The organism is Arsenophonus sp. PmNCSU2021_1, assembly GCF_036919435.1.
Lineage (GTDB): Bacteria > Pseudomonadota > Gammaproteobacteria > Enterobacterales > Enterobacteriaceae > Arsenophonus > Arsenophonus nilaparvatae.
The window spans coordinates 73,774-96,824 of record NZ_JAZHPL010000001.1; the positions used below are offsets into that span (position 1 = coordinate 73,774).

The 23,051-nt window shown below is 37.3% G+C and carries 22 protein-coding genes and 6 pseudogenes; 20 read left to right on the plus strand and 8 right to left on the minus strand.

All coding sequences use genetic code 11. The features are described 5' to 3' along the window. Positions 1-68: 68 nt before the first annotated feature. From V3224_RS00515 to V3224_RS00525, 3 genes are all read right to left on the minus strand, one after another. Entirely contained in the window at positions 69-704 is a 636-nt protein-coding gene (locus V3224_RS00515; protein ID WP_334467808.1) for a hypothetical protein, read from the minus strand. Between the two features lie 34 nt (positions 705-738). Then, entirely contained in the window at positions 739-1,128 is a 390-nt protein-coding gene (locus V3224_RS00520) for a helix-turn-helix domain-containing protein (RefSeq protein WP_334467810.1), read from the minus strand. 241 nt (positions 1,129-1,369) lie between these two features. Beyond that, a complete protein-coding gene (locus tag V3224_RS00525; protein WP_334467811.1) occupies positions 1,370-1,756 on the minus strand; it encodes a helix-turn-helix domain-containing protein in 387 nt (128 codons plus the stop codon). Positions 1,757-1,840: 84 nt separating this feature from the next. On the opposite strand from V3224_RS00525, the gene V3224_RS00530 reads away from it, so the two are divergent. From V3224_RS00530 to V3224_RS00550, 5 genes are all read left to right on the plus strand, one after another. Then, positions 1,841-2,038, plus strand: coding sequence for a hypothetical protein (locus tag V3224_RS00530; RefSeq protein ID WP_334467813.1), 198 nt, complete (start codon positions 1,841-1,843; stop codon positions 2,036-2,038). Between the two features lie 196 nt (positions 2,039-2,234). Next, entirely contained in the window at positions 2,235-2,438 is a 204-nt protein-coding gene (locus V3224_RS00535) for a DNA-binding protein (RefSeq protein WP_334467815.1), read from the plus strand. 84 nt (positions 2,439-2,522) lie between these two features. Then, complete coding sequence (locus tag V3224_RS00540) at positions 2,523-2,699, plus strand: hypothetical protein (RefSeq protein WP_334467816.1); 177 nt, start codon at positions 2,523-2,525, stop codon at positions 2,697-2,699. Between the two features lie 362 nt (positions 2,700-3,061). Then, positions 3,062-3,409 carry a DUF5347 family protein gene (locus tag V3224_RS00545; protein WP_334467818.1) on the plus strand — a complete coding sequence of 116 codons (348 nt, stop codon included), beginning with the start codon at positions 3,062-3,064 and terminating at the stop codon, positions 3,407-3,409. Positions 3,410-3,510: 101 nt separating this feature from the next. After that, positions 3,511-3,813 (plus strand): hypothetical protein, encoded by a 303-nt coding sequence (locus V3224_RS00550; protein WP_334467820.1) that lies wholly within the window; start codon positions 3,511-3,513, stop codon positions 3,811-3,813. A 120-nt stretch (positions 3,814-3,933) separates the two neighbouring features. Here the strand turns inward: V3224_RS00550 and V3224_RS00555 are convergent, their stop codons facing one another. Together V3224_RS00555 and istA (V3224_RS00560) are read right to left on the minus strand one after the other, a co-directional pair. Then, positions 3,934-4,101: a hypothetical protein gene (locus tag V3224_RS00555; RefSeq protein ID WP_334467821.1), complete on the minus strand. Its 168-nt coding sequence runs from the start codon at positions 4,099-4,101 to the stop codon at positions 3,934-3,936. Then, a complete protein-coding gene (istA, locus tag V3224_RS00560) occupies positions 4,088-5,128 on the minus strand; it encodes an IS21 family transposase (protein ID WP_334467823.1) in 1,041 nt (346 codons plus the stop codon). Before istA (V3224_RS00560) ends, V3224_RS00555 begins: the two co-directional genes overlap by 14 nt. 110 nt (positions 5,129-5,238) lie before the next feature. Between istA (V3224_RS00560) and V3224_RS00565 the strand changes: the two genes are divergently transcribed. From V3224_RS00565 to V3224_RS00585, 5 genes and pseudogenes are all read left to right on the plus strand, one after another. Continuing rightward, positions 5,239-6,003: a toprim domain-containing protein gene (locus V3224_RS00565; protein WP_334467825.1), complete on the plus strand. Its 765-nt coding sequence runs from the start codon at positions 5,239-5,241 to the stop codon at positions 6,001-6,003. Positions 6,004-6,103: 100 nt separating this feature from the next. Further along, positions 6,104-6,976 (plus strand): IS982 family transposase, encoded by an 873-nt coding sequence (locus V3224_RS00570; RefSeq protein ID WP_334467716.1) that lies wholly within the window; start codon positions 6,104-6,106, stop codon positions 6,974-6,976. 95 nt (positions 6,977-7,071) lie between these two features. Then, entirely contained in the window at positions 7,072-8,202 is a 1,131-nt protein-coding gene (locus V3224_RS00575; RefSeq protein WP_334467827.1) for a hypothetical protein, read from the plus strand. A 321-nt stretch (positions 8,203-8,523) separates the two neighbouring features. After that, on the plus strand, positions 8,524-9,429 hold the full coding sequence (locus tag V3224_RS00580) for an SPFH domain-containing protein (protein ID WP_334467829.1): 906 nt from the start codon (positions 8,524-8,526) through the stop codon (positions 9,427-9,429). 2 nt (positions 9,430-9,431) lie between these two features. Further along, positions 9,432-9,881, plus strand: a pseudogene (locus V3224_RS00585) (NfeD family protein). A gap of 42 nt (positions 9,882-9,923) precedes the next feature. Here the strand turns inward: V3224_RS00585 and V3224_RS00590 are convergent. Continuing rightward, the gene (locus V3224_RS00590; RefSeq protein WP_334467830.1) at positions 9,924-10,898 is read right to left on the minus strand and encodes an IS701 family transposase; all 975 of its coding nucleotides are present in this window, start codon (positions 10,896-10,898) and stop codon (positions 9,924-9,926) included. 103 nt (positions 10,899-11,001) lie between these two features. On the opposite strand from V3224_RS00590, the gene V3224_RS00595 reads away from it, so the two are divergent. Both V3224_RS00595 and V3224_RS00600 read left to right on the plus strand, forming a co-directional pair. After that, the gene (locus tag V3224_RS00595; RefSeq protein WP_334467831.1) at positions 11,002-11,250 is read left to right on the plus strand and encodes a hypothetical protein; all 249 of its coding nucleotides are present in this window, start codon (positions 11,002-11,004) and stop codon (positions 11,248-11,250) included. Between the two features lie 1,108 nt (positions 11,251-12,358). Further along, on the plus strand, positions 12,359-13,663 hold the full coding sequence (locus V3224_RS00600) for a hypothetical protein (RefSeq protein ID WP_334467833.1): 1,305 nt from the start codon (positions 12,359-12,361) through the stop codon (positions 13,661-13,663). Positions 13,664-13,670: 7 nt separating this feature from the next. On the opposite strand, the gene V3224_RS00605 is transcribed toward V3224_RS00600, so the two are convergent. Beyond that, positions 13,671-14,573 carry a phage portal protein gene (locus tag V3224_RS00605; protein WP_334467835.1) on the minus strand — a complete coding sequence of 301 codons (903 nt, stop codon included), beginning with the start codon at positions 14,571-14,573 and terminating at the stop codon, positions 13,671-13,673. On the opposite strand from V3224_RS00605, the pseudogene V3224_RS29630 reads away from it, so the two are divergent. The 3 genes and pseudogenes from V3224_RS29630 to gpM all read left to right on the plus strand — a co-directional run bounded on the left by V3224_RS29630 (position 14,558) and on the right by gpM (position 16,604). Beyond that, positions 14,558-15,530: pseudogene (locus V3224_RS29630) on the plus strand (IS701 family transposase). The gene V3224_RS00605 and the pseudogene V3224_RS29630 sit on opposite strands and share 16 nt — an antisense overlap. A 19-nt stretch (positions 15,531-15,549) precedes the next feature. Beyond that, positions 15,550-16,242, plus strand: a pseudogene (locus V3224_RS00620) (P2 family phage major capsid protein); the annotation flags it as partial. Beyond that, entirely contained in the window at positions 16,242-16,604 is a 363-nt protein-coding gene (gpM, locus tag V3224_RS00625; protein ID WP_334467841.1) for a phage terminase small subunit, read from the plus strand. The pseudogene V3224_RS00620 and the gene gpM, both read left to right, overlap by 1 nt. 63 nt (positions 16,605-16,667) lie before the next feature. On the opposite strand, the pseudogene V3224_RS00630 reads toward gpM, so the two are convergent. Beyond that, positions 16,668-17,258: pseudogene (locus V3224_RS00630) on the minus strand (recombinase family protein). A gap of 127 nt (positions 17,259-17,385) precedes the next feature. Here V3224_RS00630 and V3224_RS00635 point away from each other — a divergent pair. From V3224_RS00635 to istB, 5 genes and pseudogenes are all read left to right on the plus strand, one after another. Further along, a complete protein-coding gene (locus V3224_RS00635) occupies positions 17,386-19,053 on the plus strand; it encodes a SmdA family multidrug ABC transporter permease/ATP-binding protein (RefSeq protein ID WP_334467843.1) in 1,668 nt (555 codons plus the stop codon). A gap of 7 nt (positions 19,054-19,060) precedes the next feature. Further along, positions 19,061-20,840: pseudogene (locus V3224_RS00640) on the plus strand (SmdB family multidrug efflux ABC transporter permease/ATP-binding protein). A gap of 179 nt (positions 20,841-21,019) precedes the next feature. Next, positions 21,020-21,460: a helix-turn-helix domain-containing protein gene (locus V3224_RS00645; RefSeq protein ID WP_334467845.1), complete on the plus strand. Its 441-nt coding sequence runs from the start codon at positions 21,020-21,022 to the stop codon at positions 21,458-21,460. Positions 21,461-21,636: 176 nt separating this feature from the next. Further along, positions 21,637-22,257 (plus strand): annotated as a pseudogene (istA, locus tag V3224_RS00650) (IS21 family transposase); the annotation flags it as partial. Beyond that, positions 22,244-23,005: an IS21-like element helper ATPase IstB gene (gene istB / locus V3224_RS00655; protein ID WP_334467847.1), complete on the plus strand. Its 762-nt coding sequence runs from the start codon at positions 22,244-22,246 to the stop codon at positions 23,003-23,005. The pseudogene istA (V3224_RS00650) and the gene istB, both read left to right, overlap by 14 nt. The last annotated feature ends 46 nt before the right edge of the window (positions 23,006-23,051 follow it).

The window sequence follows — 23,051 nt, forward strand, 5'->3', positions numbered from 1 at the left end:
ATCCTTAATTATCTTCTCAAACTCAAGTTTGTATTAGCATCGAACTACATCAAGACTTAAAATTTGGATTAATTATCAAACAACGAATAAATAATCATTCCAATAAAAAAGCCTACTAAAAAAACAACTGTAAATTCTTTTAAATAGTTGCCTAATAGGTCAAACAAATTCTTAATATACGATGGGTTTTTCTCTTCATGGATTTTTTCATATAACCACCCAAACGCTTGCCTAAGTTGCGAGCAATTTAATTCGGAAAATAGTGATTTCATGGCAAATTTAAACTGGCAATAAACCATGAGATCGTCTCTTAATTCTTTGTTATCGTCAGTATTTTTTAATAGGAAGTGAATTAATGCTTTCTTGTCTCTTTCTTCCTTGAAGTCATCTAACAAACCTTCAAGATAGTCAATAATCGGATGGTACTGATTGATGGTAATTTGATTGATATTATTGACGCCACTTTCAGCATGAACTTTTTGCCATATGATAAATTTTTCTTCCCCACAGTTTTCAGCAACTTCTTTGACTAATTCATTAAGTTTTTTGCGCTGAGCTGAAACTAATAACCTCACATCTTTTTGCTCAATATTCGGTAGAATGTTTATTATTTTGCTCTCTTCATATTGTTCAATATGAATGGTATTCTCTTCAAAATCTCTTCCCACAATTTTGCTATCATGCCCTTTAACATCAATATTCATCAATCGCCTCACGTTACTTATTCAGTGAAAACTATTATGTCTTTTCATTATAATCTCGACCAGCTATACGCTGACCCGAACCAGTAACGCTAATTGACGTGTCGCCCGAAGGTGATGTAGTGGATGTTAATGCCCCATAAATAGCAGTTTTAACAGAGAGTGGTGCTGAGCGATAAAGCTGTATGATTTCAGCTTCATCATTTGTTATGCCATTAAGATTAACTGTTCTTTGACCAGTAATAATATAAAGCACATCAACACCCGCAATCACTGCTTTTTCCAAATATGCAGCATCAGGCACTCTAATTCCCTTTTCATAGTTAACCTGAGTGGTGGGTTGTACACCTGCCACTTTAGCAAATTGGACTTGTGTTAAACCAATGCGTTTTCTTTCTTCTTTTATTTTTTTAGCTAAATTAGTCACTTATTTACTCTCTAATTTACAATATGGTTAAGCGACTTTAAAATGATTACAAATAATTTTGCTGTATCAGTATATTTATATTGGAAAAAATATCTTTTTGTAATCAAAATTAAGCCACCTAGCTATATTATCGAATAGGGATCGTTATAAGTCCTGTAAAATCAACGTTCGTAATTTTGCTATTACTTTAGTACTAATATCTATATAAGAGCTTCATATTACTAAATTAATTCAAAAGCTATTATTTTGTTTCATTATAATCTCGACCAGCTATGCGCTGATTTGAACCAGTAGTAATAATTGAGGTACTACCGGAGGGAACTGAAGTAGATGTTAGTGCACCATAGGCAGCGGCCTTAACAGAAAGTGGAGCGGAACGATAATATTTTATGATTTCAGCTTCATCACTATTGATATCTTCAATGTCTGGTAATTTTTTGCCTGTTAAAATAAACATTATATCTGCACCCAATTCATGCAGATTGAAGAAAAAAGATGCTTTTGGCTCTGTCTTTCCTATTTCGTAATCACAATAAGCCCTAAAAGACACTCCACATGCTTTTGCAAGCTGACTCTGAGTAAGTTTCAGCCTTTCCCTTTCTTTTCTTAAACGAGAACCAATTTGCATATTTCTACAATTTCCTGTTGACTATTTGCTGTTTTCTGCAAATAATGTAATTAAGTAAAAACTAGTGGATCACAATATAACATTATGGATCAAGAAAAACATATTGCTTGCTCGAATTTGCCTAAAGGTATTGCATCAAAAAATCCTATACCGATGCGATTGTCTGTAGATGAAAAAAGACAACTAGAAGCAATTGCAGTTAAAGAAAGCCGCTCTATATCAGCAATGGCGAGATTGATATTTCTTACTGGTCTGAAATATTTCTCGGAACAGAAGAAATAATGACACGAGTTTCGCACCAATAAATAAACGCTCTATCTTTAAGTTTAATCCAGCATAATATATAAATAGACAGAATCTTATAAATCAAAAGCAACTTATTGTAATTTAATAAAATTTATGTGTTTTAGTAACTTGAAGATTAATCATCGATTTTAAGCCATTTCTAGTATTTTATACGCCTGTGCGAAACTCGTGAATGAAAGACATCACAATTAATTTTAGTGTTGGGTCGCCTTATGTATCGGTTAAAGAATATTCGCGGTTGTCAGGTATACCGGTTAACACTGTACGGGCAATGGTGAACAAAGGTGAGATCATTATCAGGCCAAAAAAAGGCGCTAAAGAAAAGATCCAAATCAACATGATTGCCATGTTAAAAGACGCAATAAGAAATAGCTAAAAACAATGCATATGCTCAAGCATACAACGTACAGTTTTTATTATCGTGATTTTTGCATCGTCAAACTCTCAAAGGTGATAAATAATGAGCAATCCTAACTTAAGCGTCAAAGCAACAAGACTGGCTTATGTGATGGGTATTGATGCACTTTCCGTTGTGCCCTCCTGTGATGGTAAATTATTACGTTTATACCTTCATGACCATTTACTGATACAAATTGAATTATCACCAGAAATCAAACATGTGCAATTTAACCATTGAGAATATAAGTATTCGCTTTTTATTTAACACCAGGGAATTTTTTATACACAAAAAGTAAGTAATAAATAAAACACAACATCTATTTTGGTTAATGTAGAGTAAAAATCATATAAATCAATAAGGATATCTAATATGAGTAAACTTAATCAGCAATACAAATATCGTTTAACGGGTGAGTCTATTAAGAGATATCATTACAATAATAAAAAAAAGAAATTATTGTTAATGGATAAATTAATTCTTTTATTTGGCGTGTTATTTGTTTTTTATTTTATCACGATTGTTATTAAATCGTAATGATAACAAATACAGGATAATTAACACCACCCTTAGTTCATTCTATTAAACTGTTAAGAAATAATATGAATGATATCAATAGAAAAAATAAAAGGAAAATGAACACTTATCAGAATACAGAATTATCAATAAACCAACGGTTTGATGGTTTAATTAGATGCGCTCAATTACGAACAGTTTATTTTAATAACGACCCTAATAATAAGTGTTTATCCGGCTTTATTGAATATTTACGAAGACATAATAAACGCTTTGTTAATTTAATTTTTTATTTAACTAATATTGATAATAAAAAACATTATTTAAAGTTTGAAGAATTTAATAAACAAGAAAAGCAGGCAATTATTTATGCAATATTTCAATTGCGAGTGCTGGTTGCATTAATACCAAAAAATATCGTCATCCCCTTTTAAATAATAATAGATTGATTTAATGGCGACAACGTCAGGGAATTCTTTTACCTAAAAAATCACATAAAAATGCACGATAAAAGTGCATTTTTGGAGTTAACTCAATGATAAATAATATGCGGTTGAATTTAATTACCTCGAAATTAATTCAGGAATTCCAATTTAAAGAACAAAATGGGTATTTACGGCAAGGGATTTGTCCCGATTGCAAAAAAAAGGAATTATTTACCGCCATTGAAAAACCCTTTGTGCTCAAATGTGGGCGTGAAAATAAATGTGGTGCCGAAATTATTGTTAAAGAAATCTATCCTGAACTATTTCATGATTGGTCAACACATTACCCCAAAACGGAGAAAGCCCCATATGCCGCGGCCGATGCCTATTTACCACGAGTTTCGCACCAATAAAAAAGCGCTCTATTTTTAAGTTTAATTCAGCATAATATATAAATAGAAAAAATCTCATAAATTAAAAATAACTTATTGTAATTTAAGTAAATTTATACGTCTTAGCAAGTTACAGATTAATTATTGTTCTGAAGCCATTTCTAGAATTTTATATGCCCGTGCGAAACTCGTGTCTCCGTAGCTTTTGTCTTGGGCAATGCACTGTTGGGCAAGTGATGACCAATGAGTCGGAACAGAATTTAATTTCAATGACTCACACAGGTGTTCAATTTGTTCATGCAATAACATGTTCACCTCCCAGCAATGCTTCATATACGCTGATTGAGTGTTGCAAATTGACAGATTCAAGCGGCGGTACGATACGGATATTAAGCGCATTAGTCTGCGGGATAGATTGGCAAATCCTTGTTGGCAAAGGAAGAAGATACTTAATTTCCTTAGCTAATCTATCTGCTGGCTTCTCTAACGTTGTTCCATGAATCCGCTGATAAGCGACTCGTTGTAACCAGGGCCCCACTTTTGCATTGGCTATCTCCATGTCCAGTTCAAGATTATGAGCACGAAGGTCGGTATTTAATGGTACGATAAAGCTGTTTTTTAAGTAGTGGTTAAAGCGCTCTACTTTACCTTTTGTTTTTGCCCTGTAGGGCTTACAAGCACTCAATTTAAATCCGTAATCTTTCGACATTTGAAGCATTTCGACATTTAATTTATGTTCACCTTCTGCATAAGCATCCCGTTCGATGATGAGAGCTTTTGCGTTATCACACCATACTTCCTGTGGTACACCACCAAAATAGTCGAAAGCGTCTTTTAAACCTTGTTGCCAGGATTCTGCTCGCTCATTATCAAAGAATTTTACATAACTCGCACGCGAGTAGCCGAGCGTTGCAACAAACGCTTTTAGGGGTTGTTTTCCTCGCCGGATGGTGGTGAAGTCGATTTGCATTTGTTGACCTGGCTGTGTTTCAAAACGGACGACAGCTTCGGGAACGATGCTTGGTTTAAATTGACAAACAAATCGGCGTAATTGAGCAATACCGCCTTGATAACCTCTTTCAACTACCTCATCAAATAAGACTGTTGCAGGGATCCAATCAGGTTTAGCCAATTCAATTCGCTGAAGCAAATAAGGTTTAAAGGGTGCCAGTTTACTCGGTTGTTGACTTCTTTTAGCATAAGTTGGCATTCCCTGCTGTTGTAAATGATGTTTTACGGTGTTACGGGAAATGCCCAATTCACGGGCAATTTTTCGAAGGCTTTGTCCTTGTGCAAAGCGAACATGAATATCCACAAATATCTCCTTGGTTAACATAAATTACCCGTACAAAAATGTACGAATAATACCAAGTGGATCAGTTTTAGATGATCGTTAGTGGATCAGTTTTGCATGATCGCTGACACCATAATTACCCAGAGCACGCCTTGGCGGCGCTTAAAACGGCAGTGGGCGCGAATAAAAAGCCCCTATTGGTCTGGGCACTTGATAAGGGTAATGCGGGGGAAAAAGCAATAAGAAAACACGTTGCCCGTAGTCAGCAGGAAGGCTGCAAATCCTGGGCCGCCTTACCTTCGCAATTTAAAAATGAAGACTGGAACGATTTACACAATGATACCCACCGTAATGACTTCTACTTTCAATTTGATAGCCGTTTTTACTGGTTTAAACTGGATATTGAAAGGCACTTAAAAGCAGTTGAGCGAATTTTAGACTCAGAAAAACTCACTAAAGAGGAAGCAACCACAAAAGCATTAAAAGAATCAGGCGCTGTCAACGAAATTGCCAACTGTTACCCGACCCCGCTTCATTTTCAGAAATCCGAAGAAACCGACGAATCCTGGTATTATTTAAAACTGGATTTCCCACAACAACGACCCAACGTTAAAGCTACCTTTACCGCCAGTCAGTTAACCAGCGCTTCTGAATTCAAAAAACGGCTTTTACATGTCGCTAAAGGCGCAGTTTACACTGGGGATACCCATCAACTTGACCGATTTTGCAAAAACGAATTACCGCATATCAAGGAAGTAAAAACCCAAAATTTTATTGGTTACAACAAAGCGCTAGGCGTGTATGTGTTTAATGATATTGCCGTGCAAAACGGTAAATTATATACCCTGAATGAAGAGGATTATTTTTCACTGGAGCATGTCGATATCAAAACATTAAGTAACCTGAGTTCGGGATAAGAAATAAAGAGAAAGTCTTGATATTCAAATAGTTGAATGAGCCTGTTTTGTTAAAATACTCTAACAGTCTGGTTAAAGAGTAGAGCATTGTTAAACAATTATGGAAAATCTTACTGAACTTTATTGCCTGATGGATGATTTTTGCAAAGACTTCGAGCCAAAAATGCATGAATATTTGCTGACTAACGGTACTAAGCGTCGTAGACGGTCTACTCAGCTTTCGTTGGCGGAAATGATGACACTGGTTGTGTTGTTTCATCAACTCCGATTCAGGCAATTCAAGGTATTTTATCTCTATTATGTCCGCTTATATCTCCGGAAGGAATTTCCTAACTTGCCATCCTATTCACGCTGTGTAGAGTTACTTCCGCGTAGTGCCTTAGCGTTAACGGCACTGTTTGAGTCAATTAAGGGAAAATGCACGGGGCTATCGGTTGCCGATTCTACTCCGATAGCGGTGTGTGATAACTTACGGATCCGCAGACATAAAGTCTTCAATGGGATAGCTGAACGGGGAAAAAATTCAACAGGTTGGTTCTTTGGTTTCAAGCTTCATGTAATTATCAATCATTTGGGGGAAATACTCAGTTTTCGACTCACACCAGGAAACACCGATGATCGGAAACCATTGCCTGAGCTGACAAAGGATCTTTCTGGTTGTTTGTACGCAGATAAAGGGTATTTATCGGCTTCACTGAAACAGCAACTCAAAACGATGGGAATTAGCCTTATAACGAATATCAAGAAGAAAATGAAGCCTATTAAACAGACTTGTTTCGACAAAGCCATCTTGCGTCATCGTTCTGTCATTGAAACGGTATTTGATGAGTTAAAAAATCTTTGTCAAATAGAGCATACGCGACATCGCTCTCCGGCTAACTTTGTAGTGAATTTATTAGGCGGACTGGTTGCATATTGTTTAATGCCATCTAAACCAAAGATACCTGTTGCAGGTACGTATCTTCAAGTATAATTGATAATGCTTATCCCGAACTCAGGTTAAGTAGCAGTCCGAGACTCGAAATTAATCATGAACTCAGGGACTTTGATGTTCACTGGCTCGATGATTTGTGGCTGGCTTTTGGGGTTAAAGGTTATACCGTACTTGCATTCTGGCTCGGGTCACTGTTTGCCGAACAGATACGAAAATTAAGCAAAAGTTACCCTTTTTTGGAAATTATGGGCGAACCTGGCTCAGGAAAAAGTACCCTGATAGAGTTCTTCTGGCGGTTAACGGGTCGCGCCGATTACGAAGGCTTTGACCCTTCAAAGTCGACCTTGGTAGGCCGTGCGCGTAATTTTGCTCAGGTGAGTAATCTTCCTGTTTGTTTGATAGAAAGTGACCGAATGCAGGATAACGTAAAACGGGCTTTTGACTGGGAAGAAATGAAATCCCTTTACAATGGCCGAGCTACACGCTCAACGGGTATAAAAACCAATCAGAACGAAACCTATGAACCGCTTTTTAAGGGCAGCATTATTATCGCCCAGAATAGCAGTGTCGAGGCCTCAAGAGCCGTATTAGAGCGGATTATTCATCTCCATACCGATAAGTCAGGTCAAAGCGAACAAACCCGTCAAGCTGCCATTCGCCTGGAACGCTACCCTATTGAACGATTATCGGGCTTTCTGCCGAAAGCGCTGTTAAGTGAAAATGCGATTGTAACGGCTTACGAAACTTCTCTCGATGAAGTTCAACGACAACTCTTTGATGATGAAGCGATTGGCCATGAGCGCATTGCTAAAAATCACGCTCAACTCATCGTTCTGTTACGCACGTTATCCTGTTTTCTGCCCATCAAAGAAAGCCGAGTAGAAGAAACAGAAACTTTTATCGTCGAACTGGCAAAAGAGCGCGTAAAATCATTGGAAGCCGATAATACCCTGGTCACTGAGTTTTGGGATATGTTTGATTATCTCAATCAAAATACCCCACATGGCGTTAATCACAGTAATGAAGAGAATATTTATGCGGTTAACTTTAATCATCTGGCACAGGTGGCCAGTGAATACCGTCAAAATATGCCCAATCTGTCAGAAATTAAATCGCTGCTTAAGATGGGTAAAAGACGTCGTTTTGTTGGGATTAAAACGGTGAGAAGTCACGTTAATAGCCAATATAATCAGGTATTGCCGACCTTAAGTGCGATGAAAAAACCTGACGTCGTTAAGTGTTGGGTATTTGAAACAAATTATTAGAAAGTAAACAATCTTTCTATCTTGTCTTTATTTTTATCAGATATTAACGCAAGGGACGGAGTTTTATGCATAAATTATTTTACGCTGTTTTTTGTTTATAATCTGACTATTATTTAGATTTATCTTGCTAATCTTAACGATTTTTCGATAGATTATTCATATTGATCCTGCATATTTTACTCTCCCTGAATCAGGAATTGATATTACCGATTTTATCACTATTGATATCCTGTTTTGATCCGTTAGCTATCAGGGATGGTTACATTTAGCTTTCTGTCAAGTAATATAGAAACCTATCTCTCTCCTGACAGGATCTAAAATATGTTAACAGTTATCCCAATCCTTATTATTGTCGCGCTGATCATTGTAGTTTCTTCTGTTAAAATTGTGCCCCAAGGCTATCAGTGGACAGTCGAACGTTTTGGGCGTTATACGAAAACGCTGATGCCAGGTCTAAACATCGTTGTGCCGTTTATGGATCGGGTTGGGCGAAAAATTAATATGATGGAGCAAGTCTTAGATATTCCTTCTCAAGAAGTGATTTCTCGTGATAATGCTAATGTTACTATTGATGCAGTCTGTTTTATTCAGGTCATCGATCCAGTGAAAGCCGCTTATGAAGTGAGTAATATGCAATTAGCCATTGTCAATTTAACGATGACTAACTTCCGTACCGTATTAGGCTCGATGGAATTGGATGAAATGTTATCACAACGAGATAGTATCAACAGTCGATTACTGCATATTGTTGATGAAGCGACCAATCCTTGGGGTGTTAAAATCACTCGTATCGAGATCCGTGATGTTCGTCCACCGACTGAGCTTATTTCTGCTATGAATGCCCAAATGAAAGCGGAACGAACTAAGCGTGCCGATATTCTGGAAGCAGAGGGAGTACGTCAAGCCGCTATTTTACGCGCAGAAGGTGAAAAACAATCCCAGATATTAAAAGCTGAAGGGGAGCGCCAATCTGCATTTTTGCAAGCTGAAGCGCGTGAACGAGCCGCAGAGGCGGAAGCCCAAGCGACTAAAATGGTATCCAATGCGATTGCCACCGGCGACATTCAAGCTATTAACTATTTTATCGCTCAAAAATATACGGATGCGTTGCAGCAAATTGGTTCAGCGACTAACAATAAAGTGATTATGATGCCACTGGAAGAGAGCAATTTAATGGGTGGGATTGCCGAACTTATCAGCGAGCGTAAAAGTGCCAAAGGGAAATAACTATGCTTAAACAGATTGCAGCCAATCCATACGGGTTTTGGCTCTCACTGGGTGGCCTGCTTTTAGTCGCTGAAATGTTAGGTGCAGGGGGTTATCTGTTATGGAGCGGTATTGCTGCGGTTATCGTTGGTATTTTAGTGTGACTTATCCCCTTCAGTTTGGTATTTCAAGGCTTGCTTTTCTCAGTTTTAACGGTCGTTACTGCATTTGTTTGGTGGTATTGGTTAAATAAAATGAGTAAACCACAGCAAGGGATGTTAAATCAACGGGATCAACAAATGATAGGCTTACGAGCAACGCTAATCGAACCGACTCATAATGGTTATAGTCGTGTGAGCGTTGCAGATGGCAGTTGGCGTATTTATTGTAGCATTGAACTGAGTGCAGGTACTGAAGTGGAAGTCATTTCCATTAATGGTAATACACTGAACGTTAAACCAGTCATCCAGTAGCTTACCCTTTCTCTTTGACTATAACACGAGTTTCGCACAAAACTAATTTGGGTACGCTAATAAAACACGGATTTGCTCAGTAATAGCACTTTTGATTACGTCCCAATTTTGTTGATAAAGGGTTATTTTTTCAGATATACGACGTTTATGTTGTTCAAACCACGCAGAAATAGCGAGAAAAATATGATTTCTTTGCGCTCGGCTCGTGCGAGCCTGAGAGCGTTCAATACCACAGTTTTGTTTAACTTCTCGATGATAAACTTCAACAGACCAACGGGCATCCATGATAGATTTGAGGTATTGACGGGTGGGATTCTCTTTGTTTGTTACTATGTAATCAATACGGCCGTTTTTGGCTGTAAATTTGAAAACGGTTACCCAACCATATCCTCGCAAGTGTATTGACGTTCCTTCTTCTGAGATGTCTAACTTGTTCAGTTGTTTGTTATGGTTAACAATCCTATTTTTCCTCAGCGTGGTTACCCAGATCCAACCATGAGAGCGAATTGATTTCAGGTTATCCAGGCTAGAATACCAAGCATCCATCACTACCGCTTCTGGCATGATCCCTCTTTTTTTAGCAAGAGTGAGCATTTCGGAAAAGTGCGTGTTTTTTGTTTTTCCATCAGAATCTTTATCATAAATACGATAATTGATAGGAATTGATTCAACCTTCGTCAGATCATGCCAAAGCAAATTAACTAAACCTATGCCAGCAATAACATCATGTTCATTACCTGAATATTGATAATGGACCATCTCTATTTTTTTACTACGTGTTTTGGCAATCAATGTATCATCGGCAATTAGTACGCAAGGGCTTTTTTTGTCTATAGAAGGTTCAACTAATCGCCATAGGTCTTTAGGTCTAAAACATCTACTTTTTAGCCATCGGCTAACAGTGTCATGAGATAAAGGCGATGGGCTTACTTCTGATAACGCTAAACCAGAGTATCTTAAACTGCTTACTTGTAAGAATGTTTTATAGATATCTTTAATACATGGATAACCCGACAAAATATGAACACCCTGATTTTTTCTTGTTTTTAAATTTATACTTCTTTTTTGGAGATTGCGAAACTCGTGTATAAATAAAATTAACTATCGATAAGGTAAATTCATGACCGAAGATAAAAAAGAAATCTTATTAGTTGATATTCAAAAAGATATTGAGGAAATAAAAAATAATATAAAACGCAAGAACTTATTATCAGGGTTAACACTTATCATCATGATAATTTTTATCCTATCGATAATAAGTCTAGGGTTATCTTTCAAAATGAATATTGAAGATAAATTTAACTTGATTACAACAGAATACAATAAAGTAAAATCTTTAGAGAATAAACTTAAAAAATTTCTTCCTTAGTACCTATTACCAATATCTCTTTGAATTCGCTAAGCGACTTAAAAAATCGTTTAGCGATATTTTCCAGGCATCACCACGAGCGATTAACTCACAGCTAAAATAGCAAGATATTCATCATACATAAACGTTAATATTTATTTAACATAAATGTTCATTATTTAGTCGTTATTATCTATTCACGAGTTTCGCACCAATAAAAAAACGCTCTATTTTTAAGTTTAATTCAGCATAATATATAAATAGAAAAAATCTCATAAATTAAAAACAACTTATTGTAATTTAAATAAATTTATATGTTTTAGTAAGTTACAGGTTAATCATAGTTTTGAAGCCATTTCTAGAATTTTATATTCCCGTGCGAAACTCGTGCTATTTTCAAAATTTTGGGGTATGTGTCGGAAAACGGTTACAATGGTTACAATGGTTACAAAAATAAAAAACCATTATAATTAATTGATAATATTATATATTTTTAAAATTTAAAACGGTTACAGCAGGGTTACATGTAACGGTTACAAAACGTTTAAAACTGAAAACCTAACTTATTGATTTATAACAATGTAACTTTTTTATTCTGTTTTGTAACTCCCTGTAACCGTTTAAAGATTACAAAAAAAGAGTATTTTAATTATAGAGTTAAGTCCTTTTTTTGCGTGTTGTAACCGTTTTCCGACACATATCCCCTTTTTTTAGCGAAAAATAAGTTAATATTTCGTTAAAATGTTAAATATCAAAAAGGCTTTTTCTTCTTGTTTTAGTGTTCTTTATTTTTATTAAAAAATAAGTGCATGGATTTGCACAAGTTTTTGCTCACCTTAAATCACGGTAAAGGCCAGTACTGGCCTACGCTGAGTGGCATTGTGCAGCTGCACAAAAAACGACACCTTTAGCGGGCAGGCGCGGCGGGGCTACTACTGCGATTTTTCATGTTTTTTAGAAATTAAGGTAATCACCTGATATAAATAAAACAATAATAATGACAAATTAGATAAACTGATTAGAGAAAAATTTTTGATTTTTCAATCAATTTTTGTACAAAAAACTTAAATAACAGAAAATAAACTTATGTAACGATTTTTTACATAACTCCATTTTTACAAGGATTTTTATGTCTATAACTTTTTCAACACCAGATATAAACCTAGCATTGAATGAGTCAAAGCTTAATCAAGTTTTGACTGCTAATACCTTAGAAGAAGCGACCAGGTTAAATAACTTATATGATCTTATTGATAAAATTATTGACTGGTTTAACGGGGGAGTAAAACATGAAACAATAAAAGACTTATTCTTTGCTATTCAAGATATTAAAAATGAAGATACAATTAGTCCTGAATTTAATCGTTTAGAAAAATTCATAGAACTTAGAAAATTAGCCAATCCAGAACATCAAAGTAAATTTACATTAGAAATAAGTGAAAAAGATATTAATGATGATTGGGGGTATAAATTAAAGATAGATGATTTTACATTGTATTCGTGTGATAAGGTTTTCGAGAAAACAAAATCTTACGAAGAACGAGCTAAACTACCGTTTTTTTGCGCTAAAAAAACCATGATCGAAGTTGAAGGAGTTTATAATAAATTTAAAGATACATTAGAAGATCAGGAGTCTGATTCATTTAAACGAATTATTACTGAGAATATAGAGCATTATCAGATTACACAGAATAAATACCATCTTAACGAAGAAGAAAAAAAAGTTTTTCATGAGGAATTATCCTATATAAAAGTTGGAAAAACCACATTTCCAATGTTGTGGAATACTAAAGAAATAATCGAATTAAAAAATGAAGTAGATAATTTACATCTTGAGTTAAATAAATTAAAAAAATTAGCTACTCTTTCTGAAAAAATATTAAGCATGTATAGTAGAATAGATAAAGATAAAATATCTAAAGCAACGGAAATAAAATTGAATGAAAAAATTTTAGAGGCTTATGATATAAGGGAAATAAAAGATTATATAGAAAAATTAAAAGATGATAGTGTTATCTTACAAAAAATAATAAATAATAACTTTTTATTATTACCAACAACCCACGACGATACTACGTTAGTTCTCTTAAATAATAAGAATGCTATTGAAATTCTTAATAACTCAATTATAGAAATAGCATCTTTTCCAAAGAACAACTTAATGAACCTCGCCACTAAAATTTTGCATATAAAAGAAAGAGAAAAACTTTCATATTTTGAAACGAAATTAACTAATTTATACTATTTACTACTAGAGCTTGAAAAAGTACCAGGATACGAGAATATAAAAGAAGCACCCTGGGTACATGATATGATTCGTCAGTTATTAATACAGGTAAAACCAGAGCATTTGCCATTAACAAAACTATCATCGCCTGAATATTTAGCATGGAAAAAGAAGTTAACTATGTGGGGAGTCTTAATTAAGAAGTAACTGTTGGCTAGTTACCTTTGAATTTATTCAGTGCATAAGGAGAAAATTGAATTACCTCTTCCCCGAGCCACTCGTTAAGCTGCTGCATTTTGTGTTGCAACGGATGTAGTTCGTTGCAGATAAACACATTGGCCGCTTTTTGTACATCCCCAAATCCCCCGACGTTTTGCGGCATAATACCCATTAATTGCGGGGGCACACGGTGAGCGGCTAACATATCGTCACGACTGACATTTTTAATATTTAAAAATTCATCTTTTGCGGCGGCTTCCGATAAAGGAATGGTTTGAATGCCATCCTTTTTGCCATTGGGGGCATATAAAAACAGATTCCGAAAATTCCCCAGCCCTTTACTGCTTTTTAACTGTTCGCGGATGTTATCAATATCCTGTAAATTTTGCGCGGTATCACTGATATAAAGAATATAGCCGGCATGGGAGCAGTTGAGATAATACTTACGGCGAAAGAGGGTCGCCGATTCGTTAAGCAAAATGGCGGTCATGGCTGCCAGATATTCCGGCAAGCCGTAGATTTCCTGATTGATATCCGGCTCAAGCAAATGAAAAACCTGCCCCTTCTGAAAAGTAAACGGCACGCTGTCAAAACCCGCATGCAAAAGGGAGTAAGTAGCTAAATCCTCACCGCGCCGGGTGAGTTTGGCCGGGATGGATTTCAGTTGAATCGTTTTATTTAACCCATTTTTCCGCCGCTCCAGATAGGCATTACCAAAAATCAAAAAATCCAGCGCAAAGCGGTCAAAATCCTGACAACTTAACCATTTATGTGGCACAAAGGTACTGCTTAAAATATTGCGTTTGACATAAACACGAGTTTCGCAATCTCCAAAAAAGAAGTATAAATTTAAAAACAAGAAAAAATCAGGATGTTCATATTTTGTCGGGTTATCCATGTATTAAAGATATCTATAAAACATTCTTACAAGTAAGCAGTTTAAGATACTCTGGTTTAGCGTTATCAGAAGTAAGCCCATCGCCTTTATCTCATGACACTGTTAGCCGATGGCTAAAAAGTAGATGTTTTAGACCTAAAGACCTATGGCGATTAGTTGAACCTTCTATAGACAAAAAAAGCCCTTGCGTACTAATTGCCGATGATACATTGATTGCCAAAACACGTAGTAAAAAAATAGAGATGGTCCATTATCAATATTCAGGTAATGAACATGAGGTTATTGCTGGCATAGGTTTAGTTAATTTGCTTTGGCATGATCTGACGAAGGTTGAATCAATTCCTATCAATTATCGTATTTATGATAAAGATTCTGATGGAAAAACAAAAAACACGCACTTTTCCGAAATGCTCACTCTTGCTAAAAAAAGAGGGAATGCCAGAAGCCGTAGTGATGGATGCTTGGTATTCTAGCCTGGATAACCTGAAATCAATTCGCTCTCATGGTTGGATCTGGGTAACCACGCTGAGGAAAAATAGGATTGTTAACCATAACAAACAACTGAACAAGTTAGACATCTCAGAAGAAGGAACGTCAATACACTTGCGAGGATATGGTTGGGTAACCGTTTTCAAATTTACAGCCAAAAACGGCCGTATTGATTACATAGTAACAAACAAAGAGAATCCCACCCGTCAATACGTCAAATCTATCATGGATGCCCGTTGGTCTGTTGAAGTTTATCATCGAGAAGTTAAACAAAACTGTGGTATTGAACGCTGTCAGGCTCGCACGAGCCGAGCGCAAAGAAATCATATTTTTCTCGCTATTTCTGCGTGGTTTGAACAACATAAACGTCGTATATCTGAAAAAATAACCCTTTATCAACAAAATTGGGACGTAATCAAAAGTGCTATTACTGAGCAAATCCGTGTTTTATTAGCGTACCCAAATTAGTTTTGTACGAAACTCGTGTATGATTGGCTTTAATGGCGTCAAGCGGGAAAAAACCTCCGACCGACGCCAAAATGCCAAATTGCAGGATGTGAATATCGGCTGGTTGCAAAAAATTCGTAACGATGCCAAAACCCATGTGATGGCAAACATCACCGACAGTCAAGGTAAAGTCACCTCAAGCACCATCCGCATTGGCGAAAAAGGCGATTACAAAAATTTGGATGCGCTGGTGATGGACACGGTTGAACGGGTGATTGATGAAATGTATCAGGATGATACAGATTTGGTGATTATTTGTGGTCGTTCCTTGCTTGCCGATAAATACTTTCCGATTGTTAACAAAGAACAGGCGAATAGCGAAATGCTGGCTGCCGATGTGATTATCAGTCAAAAACGCCTGGGTGGGCTACCGGCTATTCACGCCCCGTTCTTCCCAGATAAATCCTTGCTCATTACCCGTTTGGATAATCTCTCGATTTACTATCAGCAAGACACCCGTCGTCGCCAAATCAAGGATACGCCCGAGCGTGACCGGATTGAAAATTACGAGTCGGTCAATGAAACCTATGTGGTGGAAGATTATCGCGGGGTAGCACTGGTCGAAAATATTGAAATCTTACCCGAACCTGAAGAGAAACCCCAATCAGGACAGCAAGGGGATAATACACCCCATTCAGGTGGCAGCAGTCAGACTAATCAGGGCGGTGGCTAATGCTCACCCCCTGGCAATGTCATCAGCTGCGCTTGGCGGGTGAAAAACCGGATGACGCCCATCCGTTATGGGATGCGGCGACACAGCAAGTTCAATTGATGTTTCAGCAGGACAAACGTCAGTTAAAGCGCATTCAGTCAACCGAACGAAAAGCGGAATATAAAAAAACCGTGTTACCCCGTTATACCCCCTGGGTGAGTGGGGTATTGAAAAACGGCGACGGCCATCAGGATGACACGCTAATGATGGTGATGCTCTGGCGCATTGATGCCGGTGACATTGAAGGTGCGCTGGATATCGCCGAATATGCGTTAGCGCACGGGCTTTTAATGCCGGCTGGTGATGCGGCGTGCGATATTTGAAGCCAAAACGTGCGATAAATGGCAGGCTACTTTTGTTTCCATCAGTGCAACGAAATTACACTGTCATTTTTCATCGGAGGCACTTTGGTCTGTTTGAGTGGCACGATCAGCGGGACAATATTTGTAGATGCTGGTCAATGAAATCCCATACAGTAATGCAAGCTGTTTTCTGCTATGACCATTCGCCAATAATTTTTGAGCTTCCTGTTGCTGTGCAAAAGATAGCGACTGAGGTCTGCCGCCAATACGCCCCCTACTTCTTGCCGCTGCCAAACCTGCCTTAGTACGCTCAACAATCAGTTCTCGCTCCATCTGTGCCAACGCACTCATCACATGAAAGAAAAAACGGCCAGCGGACGTAGAGGTATCAATGGCATCCGTCAAACTATGAAAATGAATACCTTTATCTTCCATTTTGGATATTAAAGTAATCAAATGTTTAATACTACGACCCAGTCTATCCAGCTTCCAGACGACTAAGGTGTCACCCGATTTCAGTGCATTTAACGCGCGTTTTAATCCGGGTCTCTGGTCTGTTTTTCCGCTGATTTTATCCTCAAAAATCTGCTCATAATTTGCACAAATGAGTGATTTTTGCTATAAATCGGTGTTTTGGTCATTTTTTGACACCCTCATATAGCCTATTTTTGCCATTTTAGCCCCTTATTCTCCCTCTGAAAGCCTTGTCATTGCTGGTTTTGGTCAAAATTTAAGCTAAATCCTGAATTCAATAAAACCTTGGTATTTTTTAACTGAGTGGCGCCGGTATTTTGGTGCTGTCATGTTATTAATTTTTATTGCAGGGTTACAACTTATTCCACCACGGATTGTTGGCTTTATTATTGATGGTATTAGTAAGCAAACCATGAGTATTAAACAACTTTTGGGCTGGATAAGGGTGATGGTGCTTATTGCATTTATTATTTATGGATTGCGTTATATTTGGCGGTTATGGTTATTTGGCGCTTCTTATAAATTAGCTGTACAGTTAAGACAAAAATTTTATCAACAATTTAGTCGCCAAACTCGCGAGTTTTATTTACGACATCGAGTAGGCGATCTTATTGCACGTACAACAAATGATGTTGATCGAGTTGTCTTTGCGGCGGGAGAAGGTGTCCTGACACTAGTCGACTCTTTGGTGATGGGTTGTGCTGTGTTAATTGTCATGAGCATAGAGATTAGTTGGCAACTGACCCTGCTTTCATTGCTACCAATGCCAATCATGGCAGTCATTATTAAGCGATATGGTGAGCAACTGCATACACGCTTTAAATCTGCTCAAGCGACATTTTCTTCTCTCAATAACCATGCCCAGGAAAATTTAACTAGTATCCGTATGATTAAAGCGTTTGGTATCGAAGATCACCAATCCCATCAGTTTGAGGTTGCCGCATTAGAGGCTGGACGTAAAAATATGCATGTTGCTAAAGTTGATGCGAAATTTGGCCCTACAATCTATATTGCGATAGGCGCTGCAAATTTTTTGGCGCTAGCTGGTGGTAGCTGGATGGTTTTGCATAATAAAATGACATTAGGTGATTTGACCAGTTTTGTTATGTATTTAGGACTTATGATATGGCCAATGTTAGGACTTGCTTGGATGTTTAATATTGTTGAGCGTGGAAGCGCTGCGTATAGTAGGATTTGTGTTTTATTTGAACAACGCCCATCAATTATTGATAGAAAACAGTGTTTACAGCAAAGAGCTGGTCAATTGAAGGTGAATATTTGGCAATTTAATTATCCAGGTGCGGCAATATCTTCCTTACATAATATTGTATTTCATATACAGCCAGGGCAATTAGTTGGAATTTGTGGTCCAACCGGGGCAGGAAAAACAACATTATTATCATTATTACAGCGCCATTTTGATGTTATTGATGGTGAAATTTTGTTCCAATCTATTTCTCTGACTGATATTCAGCAGGGAGAATGGCATGCCAGACTGGCAGTGGTGAACCAAATACCATTTCTATTTTCCGATACCATAGCGGGTAACATTGCTTTAGGTAAACCGACTGCTAGCCAAACAGAAATAGAGGAAGCGGCGAGACTAGCTGATGTACATGAAGATATTTTGCGTTTACCTAATGGGTATAACACACAAGTTGGTGAGCGTGGCATTATGTTGTCTGGTGGACAAAAACAGCGTATTTCTATTGCAAGAGCACTATTATTAAATACTGAAATTTTGATATTAGACAATGCTTTGTCTGCGGTAGATGGAAAGACTGAAAATAGAATTTTAAAAAATTTACGCCAGTGGCAAGGGTGTCATACTATCATCATTAGTGCCCACAGATTGTCTGCATTAGTGGATTCAGATCAGATACTTGTATTGCAGCAAGGTACTATCTTATCTCAAGGTACTCATCAGCAATTAATTGCAAAACCTGGTTGGTATCGAGATATGCATAGCTATCAGCAAATTGAAGCCTCATTGTAAAATGAGCATGAATAATCGTCGTCGTTTATGGCCATCTTTAAAATGCTTACTAATTTATGGAAATTCATTTCGTAAACCGATAATTATTGCCGTTTTGATATCCTGGATAGCAGCTGGGGCAGAAATTTGTGGGCCCCTTTTGGTGAGTTACTTTATTGATAATATGTTAGCAACAGGTTACATGCCGTTGAAAAGCACGGTCATATTAATAATAATTTTTTTTGCATCACAAATTATTGCTGCCATTTCACACTATTATCAAACAATCTTATTTAATCAAGCCGCTATCGGAGTTGTTCAAACATTACGTACAGATGTGATGAGTGCCGCTATCAGGCAGTCATTGAGTATTTTTGATAATCAACCAGTAGGGCAACTGATTTCTCGAGTGACAAATGATACTGAAGTGGTTAAGGATCTATTTGTAACCGTTATTCCGACTATATTTCGTAGTGTAGCGCTAATTATTGCCATGTTAGTAGCGATGTTTTTTTAGAGTGGAGAATGGCAATAGTTGCTAGCTTAATTTTCCCTGTAGTATTTTTGGTCATGGTAATTTATCAGCGTTTAAGTACACCAATTGTTCGTCGAGTACGTACTTACCAGCTGATATTAACGATGGTTTTAATGAGATAATTAACGGCATGACTATTATTCAACAGTTTAGGCAACGAGCCCGATTTGGTGAGAAAATGTTAGTAGTCAATCGCCAGCATTATATAGCCCGGATGCAAGCATTAAAGTTAGATAGTATTCTTTTACGCCCACTATTGAATTTATTTTCTGCACTAACTCTTTGTGGATTAATTCTATTATTTGGATTTAAGGGAATAGATGTTATTGGTGTTGGAGTATTGTATGCGTTTATTAATTATCTTGGGCGTTTAAATGAGCCATTAATTAAATTAACCTCACAACAATCTGTATTACAACAAGCGGTAGTTTCAGGAGAAAGAATTTTTGAATTGATAGATAGCCCTCGACAATGTTATGGCTGTGATCAATTACCTTTATTGTCAGGGCGCGTGGATATGAAAAAGCTTTCTTTTGCTTATCGTGATGATAAATATGTATTGTACGATATTGATCTGCAGATAGAGGATAACGAATTTGTCGCATTAGTTGGGCATACAGGTAGTGGAAAAAGCACGATTACTAACTTATTAATGGGATACTATCCATGGCAAAAAGGACAAATATTACTCGATGGACGCCCGTTATCCTCACTTTCTCACCATGTGTTGCGTAATTCTATTACTATAGTGCAGCAAGATCCGGTTATTTTAGCAACGACTTTGTTTGACAATATCGCTCTGGGAAGAAAAATTTCAGAACAGAAGGTTTGGCATATTTTGGCAACTGTGCAGCTTGTTGATTGGGTATATAAATTGCCTGATGGCTTAAATACGCTGTTAGGTGAGCAAGGTAACATGCTATCTGCGGGGCAGAAGCAATTATTGGCATTAGCGCGTGCTTTAGTACGAACGACGAAAATTTTAATATTGGATGAAGCAACGGCCAATGTCGATTCGGGAACTGAGAGAGCGATCCAAAAAGCTTTACAGTTAATTCGTCGGCAGACAACATTAATCGTTATTGCTCATCGACTTTCTACCGTTATAGACGCGGATAAAATTTTTGTTTTACATCGTGGAAAAATCGTTGAGCAAGGCAAACATAATCAATTATTACGACACTCGGGGCTTTATGCTCAGATGTACCAATTGCAACAAATTGGTAATTTATTACATGCTGATAGCGTAGAACGTCTAGATGTGGTTAATTAATCTTTTTTCTATTTTATTCTTACTTATTTGTGGATTTTTTATTAATATATTTTTATATTTCATATTGAAAATTGTTTTTTCATCACTTCGATGTCACCGATCATGCAAAACTGAGCCACTAACGATCATCTAAAACTGATCCACTTGGTATTATTCGCACATTTTTGTACGGATAATTTATGTTAACCAAGGAGATATTTGTGGATATTCATGTTCGCTTTGCACAAGGACAAAGCCTTCGAAAAATTGCCCGTGAATTGGGCATATCCCGTAACACCGTAAAACATCATTTACAACAACAGACAATGCCAACTTATGCTAAAAGAAGTCAACAACCGACTAAATTAGCACCCTTTAAACCTTATTTGCTTCATCGAATTGAACTGGCTAAACCTGATTGGATCCCTGCAACAGTCTTATTTGATGAAGTAGTTGAAAGCGGCTATCAAGGCGGTATTGCTCAATTACGCCGATTTGTTTGTCAATTTAAACCAAGCATTGTTCCCGAAGCTGTCGTCCGTTTTGAAACACAGCCAGGTCAACAAATGCAAATCGACTTCACCAGCATCCGGCGAGGTAAAAAATCACCACGAGTTTCGCACAGGCCTATAAAATTCTAGAAATGGCTTAAAAGTAATGATTAATCTGCAAGTTACTGAAATGCATAAATTCACTTAATTTACAATAAGTTATATTTAATTTATAAGGTTTTATCTATTTACATATTATGCTGAATTAAACTTAAAAATAGAGCGTTTTTTTATTGGTGCGAAACTCGTGATCACTAAAAGCGTTTGGTGCAACGCTAGGCTATTCGCGTGCGAGTTATGTAAAGTTCTTTGATAATGAACGAGCAGAATCCTGGCAACAAGGTTTACGAGAAGCTTTCGACTATTTTGGTGGTGTACCACACGAAATATTGTGTGATAACGCAAAATCCCTCATCATCGAACGGGATGCTTATGCAGAAGGTGAACATAAATTACATGTCGAAATGCTTCAAATGTCGAAAGATTACGGGTTTAAATTGTGTGCTTGCAAGCCCTACAGGGCAAAAACTAAAGGGAAAGTAGAGCGCTTTAACCACTATTTAAAAAACAGCTTTATCGTACCATTAAATACCGACCTTCGTGCTCATAATCTTGAACTGGATATTGAGATAGCTAATGCAAGAGTGGGGCCCTGGTTACAACGCGTTGCCCATCAGCGGATTCATGGAACAACGTTAGAGAAGCCAGCAGATAGACTAGCTAAGGAAGTTAAGTATCTTCTACCCTTACCAGCAAGGGTTTGCCAATCTATCCCGCAGACTGATACGCTTAATATCCGTATCGTACCGCCGCTTGAATCTGTCAGTTTGCAACACTCAATCAGCGTATACGAAGCATTGCTGGGAGGTGAACATGTTATTGCATGAACAAATTGAACACCTGTGTGAGTCATTGAAATTAAATTCTATTCCGACTCATTGGTCATCACTTGCCGAACAATGCATTGCCCAAGACAAAAGCTACGGAGAGTTTTTACTGTCCCTATTAAAATGTGAGCAACAACAACGAGATGAACGAACCCGTAATCTTTTGAGTCGGATGGCAGGATTCCCAGCACATAAAGAACTTAATACGTTCGATTTTAAGTTTGCAACGGGGATCCCCAAACAACACATACAGGAATTAAGCGCATTAACGTTTATTGAACGTAATGAAAATGTCGTGTTGCTTGGCCCAAGCGGTGTAGGCAAAACGCATTTAGCTATTGGGTTAGGATTAAAAGCAGTACAGGCCAAGAAGAAAACCCGCTTTACCACGGCAGCTGAACTGATGTTGCAACTCTCAACTGCCAAACGACAAAATAAGCTCAAACAATATCTATCACGTTCGGTGATGGCCCCGAAATTGTTGATTATCGATGAGATTGGATACCTGCCGTTTGGGCGAGAAGAAGCAAACCTGTTTTTCAATGTGATTGCCAAGCGTTATGAGCATGGCAGTGTCATATTGACGAGTAACTTATCATTTGGGCAATGGCCAAATGCTTTTGCTGATGACGCAACATTAACTGCCGCTATGCTTGCTCGTTTACTTCATCATTCGCATGTACTGCAATTAAGCGGTGAAAGCTATCGATTGAAAGATAAGCGGCGCTCAGGAGCAATGACTGAGTAAAAGTGGATCAATTTTGATTGATCGGATTTAGCTAAAAAGTGGATCA